22 protein-coding genes are annotated in these 15,605 nt (G+C 66.1%); 20 read left to right on the top strand and 2 right to left on the bottom strand.

Going from position 1 to position 15,605, the window contains the following annotated elements; genetic code table 11:
* Positions 1–30: 30 nt before the first annotated feature.
* A complete protein-coding gene (locus IEX41_RS13960) occupies positions 31–561 on the bottom strand; it encodes a hypothetical protein (RefSeq protein ID WP_188790864.1) in 531 nt (176 codons plus the stop codon).
* Entirely contained in the window at positions 558–1,187 is a 630-nt protein-coding gene (locus IEX41_RS13955; RefSeq protein WP_188790863.1) for an XRE family transcriptional regulator, read from the bottom strand. Before IEX41_RS13955 ends, IEX41_RS13960 begins: the two co-directional genes overlap by 4 nt.
* 345 nt (positions 1,188–1,532) lie before the next feature.
* Here IEX41_RS13955 and IEX41_RS13950 point away from each other — a divergent pair, with 345 nt between their 5' ends.
* From IEX41_RS13950 to IEX41_RS13855, 20 genes are all read left to right on the top strand, one after another.
* Positions 1,533–1,868: a hypothetical protein gene (locus IEX41_RS13950; RefSeq protein WP_188790862.1), complete on the top strand. Its 336-nt coding sequence runs from the start codon at positions 1,533–1,535 to the stop codon at positions 1,866–1,868.
* The gene (locus tag IEX41_RS13945; protein ID WP_188790861.1) at positions 1,865–2,065 is read left to right on the top strand and encodes a hypothetical protein; all 201 of its coding nucleotides are present in this window, start codon (positions 1,865–1,867) and stop codon (positions 2,063–2,065) included. Before IEX41_RS13950 ends, IEX41_RS13945 begins: the two co-directional genes overlap by 4 nt.
* Before the next feature lie 232 nt (positions 2,066–2,297).
* On the top strand, positions 2,298–2,564 hold the full coding sequence (locus tag IEX41_RS13940; protein ID WP_188790860.1) for an Lrp/AsnC family transcriptional regulator: 267 nt from the start codon (positions 2,298–2,300) through the stop codon (positions 2,562–2,564).
* On the top strand, positions 2,564–2,791 hold the full coding sequence (locus IEX41_RS13935; protein ID WP_188790859.1) for a hypothetical protein: 228 nt from the start codon (positions 2,564–2,566) through the stop codon (positions 2,789–2,791). Before IEX41_RS13940 ends, IEX41_RS13935 begins: the two co-directional genes overlap by 1 nt.
* The gene (locus IEX41_RS13930; RefSeq protein WP_188790858.1) at positions 2,788–3,423 is read left to right on the top strand and encodes a helix-turn-helix domain-containing protein; all 636 of its coding nucleotides are present in this window, start codon (positions 2,788–2,790) and stop codon (positions 3,421–3,423) included. The genes IEX41_RS13935 and IEX41_RS13930 overlap by 4 nt, the downstream gene beginning before the upstream one ends.
* Positions 3,423–4,043, top strand: a complete 621-nt coding sequence (locus tag IEX41_RS13925; protein ID WP_188790857.1) for a hypothetical protein — start codon at positions 3,423–3,425, stop codon at positions 4,041–4,043. The genes IEX41_RS13930 and IEX41_RS13925 overlap by 1 nt, the downstream gene beginning before the upstream one ends.
* A 287-nt stretch (positions 4,044–4,330) precedes the next feature.
* Positions 4,331–4,882, top strand: coding sequence for a hypothetical protein (locus tag IEX41_RS13920; protein WP_229673223.1), 552 nt, complete (start codon positions 4,331–4,333; stop codon positions 4,880–4,882).
* Positions 4,879–5,721, top strand: a complete 843-nt coding sequence (locus tag IEX41_RS13915; protein WP_188790856.1) for a hypothetical protein — start codon at positions 4,879–4,881, stop codon at positions 5,719–5,721. Before IEX41_RS13920 ends, IEX41_RS13915 begins: the two co-directional genes overlap by 4 nt.
* Before the next feature lie 328 nt (positions 5,722–6,049).
* Positions 6,050–6,643, top strand: a complete 594-nt coding sequence (locus IEX41_RS13910) for a hypothetical protein (RefSeq protein ID WP_188790855.1) — start codon at positions 6,050–6,052, stop codon at positions 6,641–6,643.
* Positions 6,643–8,706, top strand: coding sequence for a phage terminase large subunit family protein (locus tag IEX41_RS13905; RefSeq protein ID WP_188790854.1), 2,064 nt, complete (start codon positions 6,643–6,645; stop codon positions 8,704–8,706). Before IEX41_RS13910 ends, IEX41_RS13905 begins: the two co-directional genes overlap by 1 nt.
* Positions 8,699–8,914, top strand: coding sequence for a gpW family head-tail joining protein (gene gpW / locus IEX41_RS13900; protein ID WP_188790853.1), 216 nt, complete (start codon positions 8,699–8,701; stop codon positions 8,912–8,914). The genes IEX41_RS13905 and gpW overlap by 8 nt, the downstream gene beginning before the upstream one ends.
* Positions 8,914–10,527 carry a phage portal protein gene (locus tag IEX41_RS13895; RefSeq protein WP_188790852.1) on the top strand — a complete coding sequence of 538 codons (1,614 nt, stop codon included), beginning with the start codon at positions 8,914–8,916 and terminating at the stop codon, positions 10,525–10,527. Before gpW ends, IEX41_RS13895 begins: the two co-directional genes overlap by 1 nt.
* A gap of 4 nt (positions 10,528–10,531) precedes the next feature.
* On the top strand, positions 10,532–11,899 hold the full coding sequence (locus IEX41_RS13890; protein ID WP_188790851.1) for a S49 family peptidase: 1,368 nt from the start codon (positions 10,532–10,534) through the stop codon (positions 11,897–11,899).
* Between the two features lie 53 nt (positions 11,900–11,952).
* A complete protein-coding gene (locus IEX41_RS13885) occupies positions 11,953–12,318 on the top strand; it encodes a head decoration protein (protein ID WP_188790850.1) in 366 nt (121 codons plus the stop codon).
* 109 nt (positions 12,319–12,427) lie between these two features.
* A complete protein-coding gene (locus IEX41_RS13880; protein WP_188790849.1) occupies positions 12,428–13,465 on the top strand; it encodes a major capsid protein in 1,038 nt (345 codons plus the stop codon).
* Positions 13,466–13,514: 49 nt separating this feature from the next.
* Entirely contained in the window at positions 13,515–13,967 is a 453-nt protein-coding gene (locus IEX41_RS13875; protein ID WP_188790848.1) for a hypothetical protein, read from the top strand.
* Positions 13,967–14,278 carry a head-tail joining protein gene (locus IEX41_RS13870; RefSeq protein WP_188790847.1) on the top strand — a complete coding sequence of 104 codons (312 nt, stop codon included), beginning with the start codon at positions 13,967–13,969 and terminating at the stop codon, positions 14,276–14,278. Before IEX41_RS13875 ends, IEX41_RS13870 begins: the two co-directional genes overlap by 1 nt.
* An 11-nt stretch (positions 14,279–14,289) precedes the next feature.
* The gene (locus IEX41_RS13865) at positions 14,290–14,505 is read left to right on the top strand and encodes a hypothetical protein (protein WP_188790846.1); all 216 of its coding nucleotides are present in this window, start codon (positions 14,290–14,292) and stop codon (positions 14,503–14,505) included.
* Entirely contained in the window at positions 14,502–15,170 is a 669-nt protein-coding gene (locus IEX41_RS13860; protein WP_188790845.1) for a DUF6441 family protein, read from the top strand. Before IEX41_RS13865 ends, IEX41_RS13860 begins: the two co-directional genes overlap by 4 nt.
* Entirely contained in the window at positions 15,170–15,604 is a 435-nt protein-coding gene (locus IEX41_RS13855; RefSeq protein WP_188790844.1) for a hypothetical protein, read from the top strand. The genes IEX41_RS13860 and IEX41_RS13855 overlap by 1 nt, the downstream gene beginning before the upstream one ends.
* Position 15,605 lies beyond the last annotated feature (1 nt).

Raw genomic sequence — 15,605 nt, 5'->3', positions numbered from 1 at the left:
AGATCCGCAGGAAACACAACTCGCGGCGCGTCATTCACCAAGTGACCATTCAAACGCTGTCCTCCCGTCAATCATCACATTCTGCCGATCAAAGTCTGAAAAGCTCTCTGGGCTCGGGTCTGCAAAAGTGCACAAGGCGTAGCCACGAATGGGCGTTCCGTAGCTGTTCGCGGCCTCATATTCGATAATCGCCCTCTTGAGGGTGTGCTCATCCAAGAGAAAACGTCTCGTCTGTGCTGCCTGCATTTCCGCAAGTTTCGGGTTGCGCGCTTGGCGATCTTGATCGGAGGCCTTCTTTTCCGGGTTGTCGGTCCATCCCTTGTAATCATCCAGCGTCGCCACCGACTCCGCTATGTGAGGATCCGAAAGGCGTCTGTAGGTCGAAGGCGCTTTCAGTCGTTTCTTGAGCGTGTCTTCACAGGCACTTATGAACTTGCCGTCTCGGGATTTCAGGAAGTCGGGCGTAGATGCCAAGCCTGTAATCCAAAGAGCGGCAAGCGAAGCTGAGCTGATGGCCAGCGCTGTGAGGAATACGTGGCGTCTCTTCAGCGAACCGTTCATATGCGCCGAGCCAGATCAGCCGGCCAGTGCAGGCGCACTGAGGAGGCCCATTTTAACCTGACGCCGTACATGGTCGGGCTGTTATCGTTGAAGCTGTGTAGGTCAAAGGTGCCTTCCTCGCGACCTGCGCGGACCACCTTCACCCAGCCCATGCCGGTCGCGTCTTCGCAGACGCACCGCTTGCCAACAGCTTCGAGTGGCACTCCATCATGGGTCTCGCGGGTGTAGAACAGCAAATCCCCGGCGCTAAATACCGGCTCCATGCTGTCGCCCTCGACCTCGACCGCCACCACGCCGTGCGCGGACAGTCCGGGCGGGCATTCGACCTGGGGGCCATCACCCTTGGCGTAGGCGTCGAAGACAGGGACTTGGGCGCCCGCGCCGACCTTGCCAGCGATCGCGATGGTGCTCGGTGCTTCGATGCCGCCGTTCAAAAACTGATCAAGCGTCATGTCGAGCGCTGAGGCGACTTTCTGGGCGTCATCTACGTTGGTCGAGCGCGACTTCCCTTGGCTGACTTTCTTAAGTTGCTCGTAAGAAACGCCAGCCACATCTGCGATTTTCCGAAGAGACATTCCTCGGGCAGACATCGCCTCTTTCAGCGCTTCTGAGAAAGTCATTGACATGGTGGGACAATAGTCCGCGCCAACATTGGCCGCTAGGCGACGATTATCCCTTGTTAGATGGGGATAAATATCCCTATACTGCAGCATGACCAGAGAACAGCTCATAGCCGATATCGAAGCGTTTGCCAGCGCGCGAGGCCTGGCACCCGCAACTGTAACCAGTCGTGCGGTCGGCAACAGCCGCCTCTACGCGCGTCTCGTTGGCGGCAAGAGCTGCACGCTCGAGGTTGCTGAGCGCCTGCGATCTTACATGAGCGATGAGTCTAAGCCCTCTGCCGCCTGAACAATCCTTCCCCATACTCTCACCCTGGGTGTCTGCCCAGTGACGCCTAAGAGGCCCACCGCATGACCGATCACCTAAAGCTTGTTGTCTCGAACACTGCATGTCCTGACCGTGGCATGTCGTCAGCGCCGGCGTCCCGGTCCAATATTCTGGACCGCTACCGCATGCGGGTGATCTCGGCGGATCTCTGGTCTGCCTATCTGCGGTCGCACTTCCGCAATCCCGAGGCCGTCGCGGCCTACTTTGAGGTGCGCGGCAGCACCGCCTGGAACTGGTGGGGTGGGGTGAGTCGCCCGACCGCTGACAAGGTGATGATCGCTTTGCTGGAAGATGCGGGTTTCGTGGCTTGGCTCACCTCGGCGGTGGCGGCGGATGCCGATAATCGGAGGGCCGCATGAGCTTTTCCAGCGATCTTCTCGGCCGCCAGCCGATCATGCGTCCCATCGGTCGTAACCTCGATGGTATGCGGGCACCGTTTCGTCGTGCGGTACGCGAAGGCAAAGTGATCGTGGGAGTTCCCTACGCCTCGTTCACCATTCAGCCGTCTGTCGCCTCGGTCAGCCTTCCTCGTGCGCCTTGGGAGGAGAGCGCTTGACCTGTAACCAACAAAGCGCCCGGCTTGTCCGGGCCTGCTCAGCGGGGGCCTGCCGCCCTCGCCACCTGATGCGCGGTCCGGCTGTTCCCGTCCGCCCTCTCTCCTCCATCGGGGCGGCGCTGCGCCGCGCATCCTTTTCCTATCCCGGCGCCGCGGGAAAACGGCGCAACACCCTGTTGGACCTTGCCCCGGTGCTCCCTGTGGTGCCGGGGTCTTTTAAAGGCGGTGCCTGATGTCTTGGGGTGAAAAGAAACACAAGGTTCTGCGCGCCCTCCGGAGCGATCCGCGCCAGCCCGTCCGCACCATCGCTGCGGATCTGGGTGTCAGCGCCTCGTATGTCCGGGCCGTCAAGAGCCGTAGCGGGATCACCGCCGGAGAGATGTCGCCGGAGAACCTGCTGTGGCTCAAGAGCCAAGCCGCGCGGGACAATCTGACGGTGCCCCAGCTGCTCAATGGGCTTGTGACCGATGCAAGGCTCGAAGCTGAGGAGGTGGTCTGATGCCAGCACGCAAGGCGACACGGTCAGATGATGGACACATCCTGCAGATGCTGCATTTGCGGGATCATGAGGGGATGACGGCCTACGCCATTGGCAAGCGCTGCGGCACCTCTCGGGGCGGCGTGGCTGGGCGCTTCAAGCGCATCCGCGACGATGAACAGCCCTGCGCCTGCATCAAGCCTGAGAACAAGGACGGGGCTCTGCCGCCGCGCTGGTGGAAGGCATGAGTGGTTCGGATGCTTCTGAGGACTGGGCCGACATGTTGCGCCGCCAGTCGCGTGAGCGGCAGGCCAAGATGGCGGAACTGCTCGGCGGTGCTTTGGACATCGACGGCACACAGATCTTTCCGGAGCCGCCTGATCCCCGGGATGACATCGTCGCGGTGGTCGCGGCGCACCACGGGGTGAGCCTTGAGGATATGCGGTCGCATTCCCGCAAGCCCGCTCTGGTCAGGGCGCGCCATGAGGCCTTTTGGGCCATGCGTCAGGCTGGTTTCTCCGGTGAGAGTATCGGCGAGTTCATGCGCCGCCACTTCAGCACGGTGATGTATGGCGCGGCCCGTGAGGCTGAGCGCCGGGCCGGGCAGGAAGGTGAAGCCGCGCCTCAGGTCTGTGATCTGGTCACTGCCGCGACAGCATTCGTTTTGCAACGGGGCGGCCTGCCTCAGAGCGGGCCGGCGGTGGCCGGGATGCTTCGTGCGTTCGAGGGGGCTGAGGCTGACTTGGCTGCGCCCGTCAGGGCAGTGGTCGACGCCTATTCCGACCGGGACGTTCCGGCCTTCGATCAGGCGCGTGACGCCTTGTCACTCCAATTGGCGCGCCACTGGGCGGCCATCGTTTCAATGCAAGGAGGGGTCTAATGAATGCCTCGAAGCGCAAGCTGATGGTCGTCGATACGGCCGATCTTCCGGAATACCCGATCCCATCCGAGGAGCGCTTGGATTCCCACTACTTCATCCAGTGGAACCTGAAGAGGTGGCGGAAAAGCTACTTCCGGCGCCTCGTCGAGCCAGAAGTTGGATGGTTCGGTTTCCTGCTGATTTGCGAGTCCCAGGACGAGTCTCCGATCGGAACGTTGCCACTCGATGAGCGGCTGCTGGCCAACACGCTCGGTGTTTCACTGGATCGTTGGCGCCAGCTTTGCGAGCGCGAGATCACGCCGCTGCACGGCTGGTATCAGGTGCGCTGCGATACCGGCGAGATCCGCTATGGCCATCGGATTGTCCAGAAGGTCGCGCTCGAGGCGCTGAAGTCGAAGCGGAAGAACCAGGAAGACACCGAGCAGCGGCGGCTCGCCAAGCGGCTTAAGGATCTGCGGGAGATGGTCGAGAAGCGCATCGGCGCAGGCCAGTTGCTCAAGAATCCGAGCTTTCTTGAGAGCTTCAATGACTGGCTCGAAGACAACTACCCGGACTCGCAGCGCCGCGAGCCTCTGGTGCGCCGTGCCCTTGATGAATTTCAGATGGAGATGGCGGGATGACCGATCCGGGCGTGTTCCGGAATATTCTGTCACCGTTACGGAATATTCCCGAAAAATCACGGAATGAAACGGAAGCAACACGGAAAGTTCCGTGTTCGGACCCGTTCTGGCTCTGATCTCCCCTTTTTTTGCCGGGTTTCCGTACCCGCTGAGAGAGAGAGGAAAAGAGAAAGATACGAAATAACCGAAGCGCCGACGCCCAGCCTTTGGCGCTGTGGATAACCCCGAATTGCTTAGAAAAGAGGGTGACGATGGACAGTGCAGAACAGGCCGCAGGAGAGCGCCGTGTGAAGCGGCTTCTGGTGGAACCGCTCCAGCAGCGCGGGCTGGTCAAGCCCGCCGGCATGACGCGGGTCGAGTTTGATGCGATGCTCGACAGTCTGTGCGCCAAGCTGGCTTATTTCACCGAAGTGAACCTGATGGCCTTGGAAGAGGCCATGGCAGGGATGGCCAGTGGCAAGGCCCGGGACAGATTCCCGATCGCGCAGCGCATCCTCGAAGAGGCTGTGAAAATACAGCCACCGGCAGATGATGCGTCGCCCCTGATCCGGGCGGTGTTCGCGCATTCGCTCGGCCACGATGCCATCGCGCAGGGATGGGCGCCCGAGCTGCTGTTCGAGCTGCGGAAAGTCCGGCTGTGGCCGAACAGTTACCTGATCTTGCAGTGCCGAGAGCGGGCTGAGCCGCATGTGCGACGGCTGGCTCATCTTGTCGATCAGCGCGCTGCCGGTCGTGGGTTGTCGGGCGATGATGAGGCGTTCATCCGGAAGCGCGAGGCTGCGATGGAAAAGTGCCGCTGGATTTCGTCGCTCGGGCAAATGTCCGAGGGCGCAGCATGAGCGTGGTCTACGTCGACAGCTGCGGATCAGCATGGCTGGGGCGTGACGTCGAGGCTGTTGCTTCGGGGCGTGCTGCGCTTGAAGCCGGGTTGTGCAGGCTTGCCGCCTCGGGCGCTGCCTGCCGCGATATTCTCGCGCGCGCCACGCCGCCGGAACGGTGCAGTCGAGAGATCCCGATCGCACCGGCGCGCCGGACAGTCATCGCCGAGGTGCCGCGCCGGGCGGACATGACCGAGGCCGGGCCGCGTGTGCGCCGGGATGATGGCGGCCTTGGTGACCGGGCGCGGCAGGGGGACGTGTTCGACGTTATGGATGATCAGGCCCGCCGGCGTCATCGTGGTGTGGTGGCTCAGGCTCGGCGCGCCTACCTTCAGCGTTGCGAAGAGGCGGCTGAGCGTGGCCAGCCCGAGCCGGTCTGGCGTCCACCGTTCTACACCGGGCCGTTCTCGTCCGGGCAGATTGCCATGGCGCGGGATTACGCCGCCCTGACCGAGCGGTGCAATTCCAGCGGTCTCAAGTGTTCCAGCCTGGAGGCGCTGCGTTCTTCGGGGGGCGGGGGCGGTGATCGCGAGGAAGCAATGTTGCGGGATATGCGCCGGCTGCGCGCTCTGCATCATCGGATCGGTGACGGCCTTGCGCAGGAGGTCAGGCGCATTCGGCCAGGCGGGCGGAAGCGCAAGACCATCCGTGCGCGTGTCCTTGTTGATCAGGTGTGCCTCGGGGGCCTGTCCTTGTCACAGGTGCTGCAGGCGCATGGCTGGGCTGTGGATGCGAAGAGCAGGTATGCTCTGAGAGCCGCTCTGCGGTCGGCACTGGAGCGCATGCAGCGGGGCTCTTGACCTGATGCGCATGAAGGGGCTTGACGGTTAACCTCACCGGATCGTATGAGTATGACATCATCGAGAAATGCGCCCGGGGCAGACATGCCTTCGGGCGCTTTTCGTTGGGGCGACGGCCTGCGCTGCCGCTATTCCCGCAATCCAAGAGATTTACACTCTGGATTTCCGGGCAAACTCCACTCCGGCAAAAATTCGACGGGTCCCTCCTGGGGCCTGACCGTATACGGGGCGGCTAAGCGCACAGGTTTTGGAACGCTAAACCATTCAGAAAGCCTAAACTTACGGGGCTAAACTTGGAGGGTCCGGTAAACATCACGGGCAAGGGCGCATGAACACCACCGAGCTTGCGAAGGAACTTGGGCTGTCCAAGGGGCGGATCAGCCAGTACGTGTCGCAGGGCAAGCTCGATGGCTGTTACACCGGCGATGGCCGCGCCCGGCGCTTCAACGTCGAGAAGGTGAGGGCGGCGCTCGATCACCGGCTCGATCCCGGGCAGATGCTGGGCAACGGTGCCGGCACCAAGGATCGGATCCGCGATCCAAAGCCTGCAGCAGTGCCGCCCCGTGAAGGCCAGTTGGCCCAGCGAGATCCTGACCGCTACGAGCTGGCCCGCATCCAGAAGGTCGAGGAGGAGGCGCGGCGCCTGCGCCGTCAGAACCAGCTCGAAGAGGGCAGCATGGTGCTGGCCGACAACGCGGCGCGCGAGGCCGCGCGGGCGCTGTCGAAGGAACTGGCGCAGATCGAGGACCTGCTGAAGCGTGGCGCGCGGTCCCTGGCAGACGAGCTGGGGGTGGACTTCAAGCTGGCGCGCAAGATCCTGCTGGACCTCTGGCGCGAGCATCGGGCCCGCCGGGCCGAGGCGCTTCAGGAGGAGGCAGATACCGCCGACCTGAGCGACGCCGACCGCGAGGCTGATTTCTGATGGGCTTCGTTGCGTCCGCGCAGCGGACCGTCTGCGCGGCCATGGCCCGGGCCATGGTGCCGCCGCCGCCGCCGAACATCACCCGCTGGTGCGAGGAGAACATCGAGTTCGACGAACGCTCGCCGATCTCGGGGCGCTTCGACATTTCGCGCTTCGAGTTCCTGCGCGAGATCCACGAGGTGCTGTCGCCGGAGCATCCCTGCCGGGAGGTCACGCTGCGCGGTTCGGCGCAGTGGGGCAAGACGGTTTCGGTCATCCAGCCCACGCTGGGGGCCTGGCACGAATACACACCGCTGGATTCGCTGATCGTCCATCCGACGGGCAGCGCCGCCAGCGAGTGGGTCAACAACAAGTGGATGCCCATGCGCCGCCAGGCGCCGGGGCTCATCAAGGTTTTCGGCTCGGGCCGCGGTGAGAACCGCGACAACATCTTCAACCAGGAGACGCTGGACCTGAACGGCTCGCTGAAGGTGGCCTCGTCCGGGTCTCCGGCGGACCTGACCGGTACCAGCCGCCGCCTCGTCATCATGGATGACCTCTCGAAGTTCGAGACCTCGGACAAGGGCGACCCGGAGAAGCTGGCGGAAAGCCGGGCCTCGGGCTTCGATGATGCGAAGCTCCTTCGTGTCTCGACATCTTTGATCAAGGGGACCTGCCGGATCACCATCGCTTACGAGCGTAGCGACAAGCGGCTGTTCAACGTGCCGTGTCCGCACTGCGGCTTCATGCAGCCGCTGACCTGGGAGAACTTCAAGGCCAGCCTTGAGCCGGAGCGGCTGCACGCGGCGCATTTCACCTGCGAGAGCTGCCGGTCAGCGATCCGGCACGCGGACAAGGAACGGATCGTCCGGCAGGGGCGCTGGGTGCCGGGCAACCCGCACGGGGACCACCCGGGGTTCCATTTGTGGCGGGCCTACGCACCGCAGCGGGACTGGGCCTCGATCGCGGTCGAGTATGCCCAGATGATGGGCTGGACCCGGCTGGAAGCGGGCAGTTCGACGCTGACCGAGGCGGGCGGCGAGCAAAAGGACGCGGCCAAGGCGTCGAAGACCGCGACGGCCAAGCCGATCAAGGCACAGGTCGAGCAGGTGTTCTGGAACGACGTGCTCGGGCTGCCCTATGAGCAGGCCACGGACGCGCCGGATTGGGAAAAGCTGCGCGACCGGGCCGAGCTGGCCGAGCCGGGCACCGTGATGGATCTCGGCGTCCTGCCGGCCACGGGCTTCATCTTCGCCGCGGGTGTCGATTGCCAGGATGACCGGATCGAGGTGCAGCTGGTGGCCTTCGGTGCCAACCGGCGGCGCTGGGTGATCGATTACCGGGTGATCCCGCATCACATCGGTGATGATGAAGGCCGCGCCGCGCTGAATGCGCTGCTCAAGCAGGAATGGCGGACGCAGCTTGGCCTGCGCGTCGCGATCGACATCCTCGCGATTGACGGCGGGGCCTACACCGACGACGTGTGGAGCTGGGCCAAGTCCCACCCCTGGGGCCGGGTCATCATCGTAAAGGGCGGCTCGACCGAGAACGGGCCGCTTATGGCGCTGCAGAAGTTCGATCGCCGCAAGGATGGCAAGGTGAAGCGGGCGCAGAAGCGGGCCTTCAACCTCAATGTCTCGTCGCTCAAGGCGGGGCTCTATGCCCACCTCGGCAAGGAAGACCCCGAAGAGCGGGGCTATGCCCAGTTCGCCGTGGGGCTCGGGGATGAGTATTACCGCATGCTCACCTCCGAGCATCGGGTGCTGTCGCGCAACAAGGCGGGGGTGATGACCAGCCGTTGGGTCTTGGTCGAACCGACCCGGCGCAACGAAGCGCTCGACACGATGAACTATGCCGAGGCCGCGGCGCTCCGGGCCGGATGGGCCTCGAACACCGACGACCAATGGGACGCCATCGCGGCGGAGCGGGGGGCCGCGCCGCCGGATGTGCAGCCCGATCTCTTCGACGGCGCGCTGGTCGCACCAGCCGCTGCCACTGAGCAAAACGACACCAGGGCCGCACGCCCCGCCTCGAAGCGGAAGGCGGGGCGGCTCTCCGATCTCCTGAGGAAGCAGAATGGCTGATACCGCGACGCTCGAGGCCCGTCTGGCAGAGGCCGAGGAGGCCCTGCACCAGGTGCTGATCGGCCAGAGCGTGACCGTCACCGCCTATGACGGCCACCGCACCGAGTACAGCCCGGCCAAGGAAGGTGAACTGCGCCGCTACATCGGGTCGCTGAAGCGTGAGCTTGGGTGCGGTCGCGGGCCGGGCTCGCGCCGGGTGATGTTCTGATGACGGAACGCCTCGCCGACCTAACCCGTGTGCCGCTGGTCTCGCGCCGCAAACGTGGGGCCATGCGGGATGCAGGCTTCAATGGCAGCGCGCCCTACGTGGCCGCCGACACCGGTATCGACACACTGAGCGGCTTCCTTCCGTCGAACCGCGCTGCGGATGCCGAGATCCTGCCGGGCCGCGATCGGATCACGGCGCGAGCGCGGGATCTCGGGCGCAACAACGGCTGGGCGGCCGGCGCGATCTCGAAGGAGGTCGACGGCGTCATCGGCGCGAACTTTCGCCCGCTGCTGAAGCCCGACTGGCGCGCGCTGGGGCTCAGCTCGGACTGGGCGCAGGAGTTCAAGGAACTGGTCGAGGCGCGCTGGCGCCTGCATGCGGATGATCCGCGCCGCTATTGCGACACCACGCGATCGCAGACCATGCCGCAGCTCTTCGGCAGCGCCTACCGCACCTACCTGATCGAGGGCGAGGCGCTGGGGCTGGTCAACTGGCGCGCGGCCCGGCCGTTCAAGACCACCCTGCGGCTGGTCGACCCGGACCTGCTGAGCAATCCGTATGATGCGGCGGACGAGCAGCAGCTGCGCGGCGGCGTCGAGGTGACGCGGGACGGCGTGGCCCGGGCCTACCATTTCCGGCAGGGGCACCGGGACAGCGCCTGGGCGAACGTGGCCGATGCGATGACCTGGAAGCGCATCGGGCGCGAAGGGGCGAACGGGCGCCCGCAGGTGATCCACTTCTTCGACAAGGCCCGGGACGGGCAGACGCGCGGTGTGAGCCGTCTCGCGCCGATCATCGAGCGCCTGAAGATGGAAGACCATTATTCGCGGGTGGAACTGCAGGCGGCGGTCATCAACGCGATCCTCGCGGCCTTCATCAAGAGCCCGATGGGCCCAGAGGCCATGGACGAGATGTTCGGAGAGGGGGATGCCTCGGCCTTCCTCAACTACCAGGCGGACCGGACCGAGTTCTACTCGGGGCGCGGCGGTGTGAAGCTGGGCGGGGCCCGGATCCAGACGCTCTATCCCAACGACGAGATCGGCATGGTGTCGACGGCCCGGCCGGCGGCGCAGTTCGCCGACTTCGAGGCCGCGGTGCTGCGCAACATCGCCTCGGGCCTCGGTATCAGCTACGAGCAGCTCGCCTCGGACTGGTCGAAGACGAACTACTCGAGCGCCCGCGCCGCGATGATCGAGATCTGGCGCGGCTGGACCGCCCGCCGCGTCGCGTTCTCGCAAGGCTTCTGCCAGCCGTACTTCATGGCGTGGCTCGAAGAGCAGGTGCTCGACGGGCATATCCGCCTGCCGCGCGGTGCGCCGGACTTCCACATGTATTGGCCGGCCTATGCCCGGGCCAAGTGGATCGGCCCGGGCAAGGGTTTCGTCGATCCGGTCAAGGAAGCGCAGGCGGCGGCGATGCGCGTGGCGCTGGGGCTTTCGACACTCGAGGAAGAGGCGGCGGAACTGACCGGCACCGACTACGCTGACAACATGGAGCAGATCGGGCGCGAGATCACGGCAATGCCCGATGGCATGCTGCACCCGGCGCAGGAAAGCTTCGCCAAACTGCTGGGCCCGGCGGTGGGCGGCCCGGCGCAGGTATCCGAGGACTGACAGAATGCGACATCCGCAAATCGCGGCGCGTGTGTTCCACACGCCGCTTCTTGCTGCGCCTGCGAAGGCGGCGGCGTTCATCATGGGGCTTGGCCCGCGCATCACCGGCGGTGACGTCGAGGTGCTTGGCGCCGAGGCCTCGCCGGAGGCCAGCCGCCGCGCCCGTGCCTCGCTGCTCGATGAGCGCCTCGAGGGCGACATCCGCGCCGGTGGCCGTGAGGGCTACCGGGTGCGTGACGGCGTCGCGGTGATCCCGGTGACCGGCACGCTGGTGCATCGTGGTGCCTGGCTCGGCCAGTCCTCTGGCGAAACCTCTTACGAGGGCCTTGCCGCGCAGATCGACACGGCGCGGCGGGACCGCATGGTGCGGGGCGTCGCGCTCGAGATCGACAGCTTCGGCGGCGAGGTGGCCGGGTGCTTTTCCCTCGCGGACCAGATCCGCGAGCTGCGCGAGGAAAAGCCCGTCTGGGCCTTCGTGAGCGATCACGCCTATTCGGCGGGATACGCGATCGCGTCGCAGGCCACGCGCATCATCATGCCGCGCACCGCCGGGGCCGGGTCCATCGGCGTGATCTGCATGCACGCGGATTACTCGGCCCGTCTGGAAGCCATGGGCATGCAGGTGACGGTGATCGCCGCCGGCGCGCACAAGGCAGACGGCAACCCCTACGCGCCGCTGCCCGAAGCGGTGCGTGACGATCTGCAGGCCGAGATGGAGCAGCTGCGCGGGATCTTCGCCGAGACCGTGGGGCAGGGGCGCGGCGCGCGCCTCAGCGCCGAGGCGGCGCTTGCCACCGAGGCCCGTTGCCTGATCGGCACAGATGCAATCGAGGCCGGGCTTGCCGACGAGATCGCCAACCCGCGCGAGGCCTTCGAGGCCTTCGCCGACGAGATCAATGGCCGCGCTCCGGCGCGGCAGTCCACCCCTGCAACAGGAGCCACCACCATGTCCGGACAGACCACGACCACGCCGCCGGCGGCCACCACCCCGGCACCCACCACTGACACCTCGGCCACCACGCCGGCGCCCGCGCCGCAGGCCGGCGCATCCACGCCGGAGGCCCCGGCGCCCACCGCGCCCGCCGCCGAAGATCCCAAGGCCCGCATCGCGGCGATCCTGCGCAGCCCGGAAGCAGAGGGCCGCGGGGACCTCGCGCACAGCTTCGCCTTCGACAGCGACATGGCCTCGGCGGAGGCGATCAAACACCTGGCAGCTGCGCCCAAGGGCGGCGCCGGGGCCTCGAGCCTGTCGGCGAGCATCGACGCGGAAGCCACCGAGCTCGAAACCCCCGGGGCCTCGGCCTCGGGCGGCGGCGCCCCGGCCGAACCGGGCATCCAGTCCCGCGCCGCCGAGCGCTGGGGCAAGAAGTAACCTCCGGCACCACGCCGGGCCTCGACTGACCTTACATCCGAAAGGACTCGACAATGCCTCCCATGACCGAAGGCCGGACGCCCGGCGATTTCATCCTCTATGACGTGGCGGAGTACAGCCGCGACGTCGAAACCATCGGCGCCGGTGCCGACCTTGAGCCGGGCACCGTGCTTGGCCGTGTCACTGCGAGCAACAAGCTGGTCCGCAGCGTCATGAGCGCCGAGGACGGCTCCGAGACGCCAGTGGCCGTGCTGCGCGGTGCTGCTGCGGCGGCAGAGGCGGATGTGAAGGCGCTGGTGCAGGCCCGCCATACCCGCTGCCGCCGGGGCGGCCTCGTCTTCGACGCCAGCTGGGCCACCGAGGCCAACCGGGACACCGCCTGCGCTGCACTCAATGCGGCGGGCATTGTCACCACCTGACCCTGTCGCGCCACGGCGGCGCGTCTCTTCCAGTCTCGCAGCGCGCCGCCCCTCGGGGCGGCGTTTGTCATTCCGCGCCGCGCGCGCAGTTCAGAACAGGAGGCCTGTCATGGCCCATATCGACATCTTCAAGGGCGACGCCTTCTCGGCCATGTCGCTCGGCGAATCCATCCGCATGATCCCCAACCAGTGGGGCACCATCGGGGCCATGGGCCTCTTCACCGCCAAGGGCATCCGCGGCACCGTGTTCTCGATCGAGAAAAAGGACGGCGTGCTGCAGCTGGTGCAGTCGTCCGAACGTGGCTCGCCGCTGCCCGGCCAGGCTCGCGGCAAGCGCAAGATGGCGGACTTCCGCACTGAGCGCTTCGGCCTCAAGTCGCGCATCACCGCCGACGACATCGACAACATCCGCGCCTTCGGCTCCGAGACCGAGTTGAAGCAGGCGCAGGACGAGGTGATGGACCGGCAGGAAGAGCTGCGCGGGTCGATCGACATCACCCGCGAATATCACCGCGCCGGGGCGCTGCAGGGGGTGGTGCTCGATGCGGATGGCTCCGAGCTGATGAACCTGTTCGACAAGTTCGAGATCGAGCGCAAGTCCGTGGATTTCACCTTCGGCACCTCGGCCACCGACATTGCCGCGAAGTGCAAAGAGGTGACCCGCCACATCCGGTTGAACCTGATGGGCGACGTGATGACCGGTGTGGGCTCGCTGATCCATCCCGATTTCACCGACAAGCTCATGGGGCACGCGGACTTCAAGGAGCGCTACAAGTACTACCAGAACGCCAATGGCGGCGATCCGCTGCGCGACGATACCTCGGACGGCTTTGAGTTCGGGGGGATCCGCTGGAAGGAATACCTGGCCGAGGCCCCGGTGCCGCAGGAGGACGGCAGCGCCGTCACCCGCAGCTTCATCGAGGAGGCCAAGGCGGCGTTCTTCCCGCTTGGCACCCGCCAGACCTTCCGTACCTTCAACGGCTCGCCGGACTATGTCGGCATGGCCAACACGCCGGGCCGCGACTTCTACTCGGCGGTGTTCCCCGACCGGCAGGAGGATCGCTTCGTCGATGTCGAGGCGATGATGCAGAACATGCAGATCTGCATGCGTCCCGGGGTGCTGGTCGAAGGCCTCACCTCCAACTGATGACCTCGGCCCGGCCCTCAGGCCGGGTCGCCATGACGGGAGAGACAGTATGGCCAGGAAGACCAGGCAGAAGACCGCAGGCCCGGATGTTCGGGTGAAGATGGTCGCGCCGCACAGTTACAAGCTCGACGCGCGCTCGAAGCGCCATCTGCCGAAAGGCTGGAGCGGGTTGGTGCCGGAAGCGATCGCGGACGAGATCGAAGTGGCCCGCACCGGCGCGCGTGACGAGCCGTTCGAGATCGTCGACAGCAAGGACACCGGCATGCGGGCAGCCAAGGGCGGCAAGGCTGCCGAGAGGAAAGGGGCGGGCGATGCGACGGGCGCAGACGGCGCGACGGGCGGCGCTGCGTCCACTACCACGCCCGCTACCTCCACAACCACGCCCGCAGCCACCGCGACCGACGCCGGGACCGGTGCGGCGCCCGCGACCGGGGACGATACGGTCGCAGGGCAGGATGGCAGCACCGACCTGCTCGGCCAGGGCGGCACCGGCGGCGACTGATGCCGCCTGATCCGTTCCTGCGGAGTGTCGAGGCTACCTTTCGCCGTCACGGCATCGCGGCGGTCCTCGACCCGGACGGGCTGGCGCGTCCTGTGAAGCTGCTGCCCACGCGGCCCGATGGTGCGCTCGAGTTCGGGCAACTGCAGGTGCAGGACGCCACCGGCATCTTCGAGATCCTCGCGGTGGCCTTCGCGGGGTTCGACAGGGGCGCCGTGATCCAGATCGGCGGGGAGCGCCGCAAGGTGCAGCACCAAAAGGTCACCGATCCGCGCCGCTACAAGGTGCGGCTCGACACCATTCCGATGACATGACGAGGCTCAACATGACCAGGAAGAAACCTGCCGCGGCTGATGTTGCGGTCACCCTCAGCGCTGCCGCCGAGATCGCATCCCGCCCAGGCCGCAAGCGCCATCTGCCCGCAGGCTGGTCGGGTGCGTTGTCGCCGGCGGATCGTGATGCGCTCGCGGCGCGCGGGGCGCTGGCCGAGGAGGCGGAGACCGCGGCAGAGCCCGAGATCACGGACACGCCCGAGGAATGAGCCGGACCCGCCTTGAGGCCGCCCTCGAAGGTAACCTCGAGCAATACATGCGCGAAGAGCTGGATCTCGCGGAGCGCGCGGTGACCAGGGGGGTGCATGGACGGGCGACGGCCCTGAAACACGCCCTCAGGGCCGATGTCATCGCCGGGGGGCTGGGACGGCGCCTGTCCAAGAGCTGGCGGCATGAAAGCTATCCCCGCAACGGGGCCAGCCTCGGGGCCGCGTCGCTCGTGTTCACCAAGGCCGAAAAGCTGATCAGGGCCTTCGATGAGGGCTCTGATGTCAAATCGAGCGAAGGCTTCTTCCTAGCGATCCCGACGCCCTCGGCACCCAAGCTCGGCGTGGGGCGCAAGCGGATCAGCCCCTCGACGTTTCCCGAGCATCGCTTCGGGCGCCTGCGCTTCGTCTATGTCAAAGGCGGCACCTCGCTGCTGGTGGTGGACAATCAGCGGGCCACCAAGAAGGGCGGCTACGCCCTCTCGAAAAGCAAGCGCGCGCTGGCAAGCGGGACGGGGCTCCACACCGTGCCGATGTTCTGGCTGGTGCCCCGGGCGCGCCTGCGCAAGCGGCTCAACGTGGAGCGTGTCGAACGGGCGGCCCTGAGTGGTCTCGCGGGCGACATCGACCGTGAATTCCAGACCCTGTCGCGCCGGAGGCTGCGCTGATGCCAAGCACCCATGAAACCGCGCTGCTGGCGCTGCAGGCCGCGCTGGCCGGACACGGCGCCACCATCCTGCGAGATCCTGATCTGCCGCTGCACTATCCCGAGGGCGGCCTCGTGAACCTCGCCCCGGCGAACCCTGTCGAAGAGGGGGGGCGCCTCGGCACCGGCGTTCGCGAATGGAGCCGGGATGTCGATCTCGAGCACGTGGTGCAGGCCGGTGATGCGGCGCAGCGCGATGCAGATCTCGATGCCGCAATGACGCGGACGGCGGCGTTGCTGCTGGCGGACCCGACCCTTGGCGGCGCGGTCGACTGGCTCGAGCTGTCGGCCCCGAAAGAAAGCGAATCCGTGCCCATGCCCGGGGCGGAGACCCTGAAGGGCGCGGTGCTGGTCGCCACGCTGTTTTACGAAACCACCCACAACCCCATGGAGTGAC

Source organism: Salipiger pallidus (genome assembly GCF_014643635.1).
Lineage (GTDB): Bacteria > Pseudomonadota > Alphaproteobacteria > Rhodobacterales > Rhodobacteraceae > Salipiger > Salipiger pallidus.
Note: the sequence above shows the minus strand (reverse complement) of the source record. Positions and strands in the feature narration are given on the sequence as shown.

Excerpts from the sequence above, each read along its gene's own strand:
- IEX41_RS13960 (WP_188790864.1), bottom strand. The coding sequence starts at position 561 with ATGAACGGTTCGCTGAAGAGACGCCACGTATTCCTCACAGCGCTGGCC.
- IEX41_RS13955 (WP_188790863.1), bottom strand. The coding sequence starts at position 1,187 with ATGTCAATGACTTTCTCAGAAGCGCTGAAAGAGGCGATGTCTGCCCGA.
- IEX41_RS13950 (WP_188790862.1), top strand. The coding sequence starts at position 1,533 with ATGACCGATCACCTAAAGCTTGTTGTCTCGAACACTGCATGTCCTGAC.
- IEX41_RS13945 (WP_188790861.1), top strand. The coding sequence starts at position 1,865 with ATGAGCTTTTCCAGCGATCTTCTCGGCCGCCAGCCGATCATGCGTCCC.
- IEX41_RS13940 (WP_188790860.1), top strand. The coding sequence starts at position 2,298 with ATGTCTTGGGGTGAAAAGAAACACAAGGTTCTGCGCGCCCTCCGGAGC.
- IEX41_RS13935 (WP_188790859.1), top strand. The coding sequence starts at position 2,564 with ATGCCAGCACGCAAGGCGACACGGTCAGATGATGGACACATCCTGCAG.
- IEX41_RS13930 (WP_188790858.1), top strand. The coding sequence starts at position 2,788 with ATGAGTGGTTCGGATGCTTCTGAGGACTGGGCCGACATGTTGCGCCGC.
- IEX41_RS13925 (WP_188790857.1), top strand. The coding sequence starts at position 3,423 with ATGAATGCCTCGAAGCGCAAGCTGATGGTCGTCGATACGGCCGATCTT.
- IEX41_RS13915 (WP_188790856.1), top strand. The coding sequence starts at position 4,879 with ATGAGCGTGGTCTACGTCGACAGCTGCGGATCAGCATGGCTGGGGCGT.
- IEX41_RS13910 (WP_188790855.1), top strand. The coding sequence starts at position 6,050 with ATGAACACCACCGAGCTTGCGAAGGAACTTGGGCTGTCCAAGGGGCGG.
- IEX41_RS13905 (WP_188790854.1), top strand. The coding sequence starts at position 6,643 with ATGGGCTTCGTTGCGTCCGCGCAGCGGACCGTCTGCGCGGCCATGGCC.
- gpW (WP_188790853.1), top strand. The coding sequence starts at position 8,699 with ATGGCTGATACCGCGACGCTCGAGGCCCGTCTGGCAGAGGCCGAGGAG.
- IEX41_RS13895 (WP_188790852.1), top strand. The coding sequence starts at position 8,914 with ATGACGGAACGCCTCGCCGACCTAACCCGTGTGCCGCTGGTCTCGCGC.
- IEX41_RS13890 (WP_188790851.1), top strand. The coding sequence starts at position 10,532 with ATGCGACATCCGCAAATCGCGGCGCGTGTGTTCCACACGCCGCTTCTT.
- IEX41_RS13885 (WP_188790850.1), top strand. The coding sequence starts at position 11,953 with ATGCCTCCCATGACCGAAGGCCGGACGCCCGGCGATTTCATCCTCTAT.
- IEX41_RS13880 (WP_188790849.1), top strand. The coding sequence starts at position 12,428 with ATGGCCCATATCGACATCTTCAAGGGCGACGCCTTCTCGGCCATGTCG.
- IEX41_RS13875 (WP_188790848.1), top strand. The coding sequence starts at position 13,515 with ATGGCCAGGAAGACCAGGCAGAAGACCGCAGGCCCGGATGTTCGGGTG.
- IEX41_RS13870 (WP_188790847.1), top strand. The coding sequence starts at position 13,967 with ATGCCGCCTGATCCGTTCCTGCGGAGTGTCGAGGCTACCTTTCGCCGT.
- IEX41_RS13865 (WP_188790846.1), top strand. The coding sequence starts at position 14,290 with ATGACCAGGAAGAAACCTGCCGCGGCTGATGTTGCGGTCACCCTCAGC.
- IEX41_RS13860 (WP_188790845.1), top strand. The coding sequence starts at position 14,502 with ATGAGCCGGACCCGCCTTGAGGCCGCCCTCGAAGGTAACCTCGAGCAA.
- IEX41_RS13855 (WP_188790844.1), top strand. The coding sequence starts at position 15,170 with ATGCCAAGCACCCATGAAACCGCGCTGCTGGCGCTGCAGGCCGCGCTG.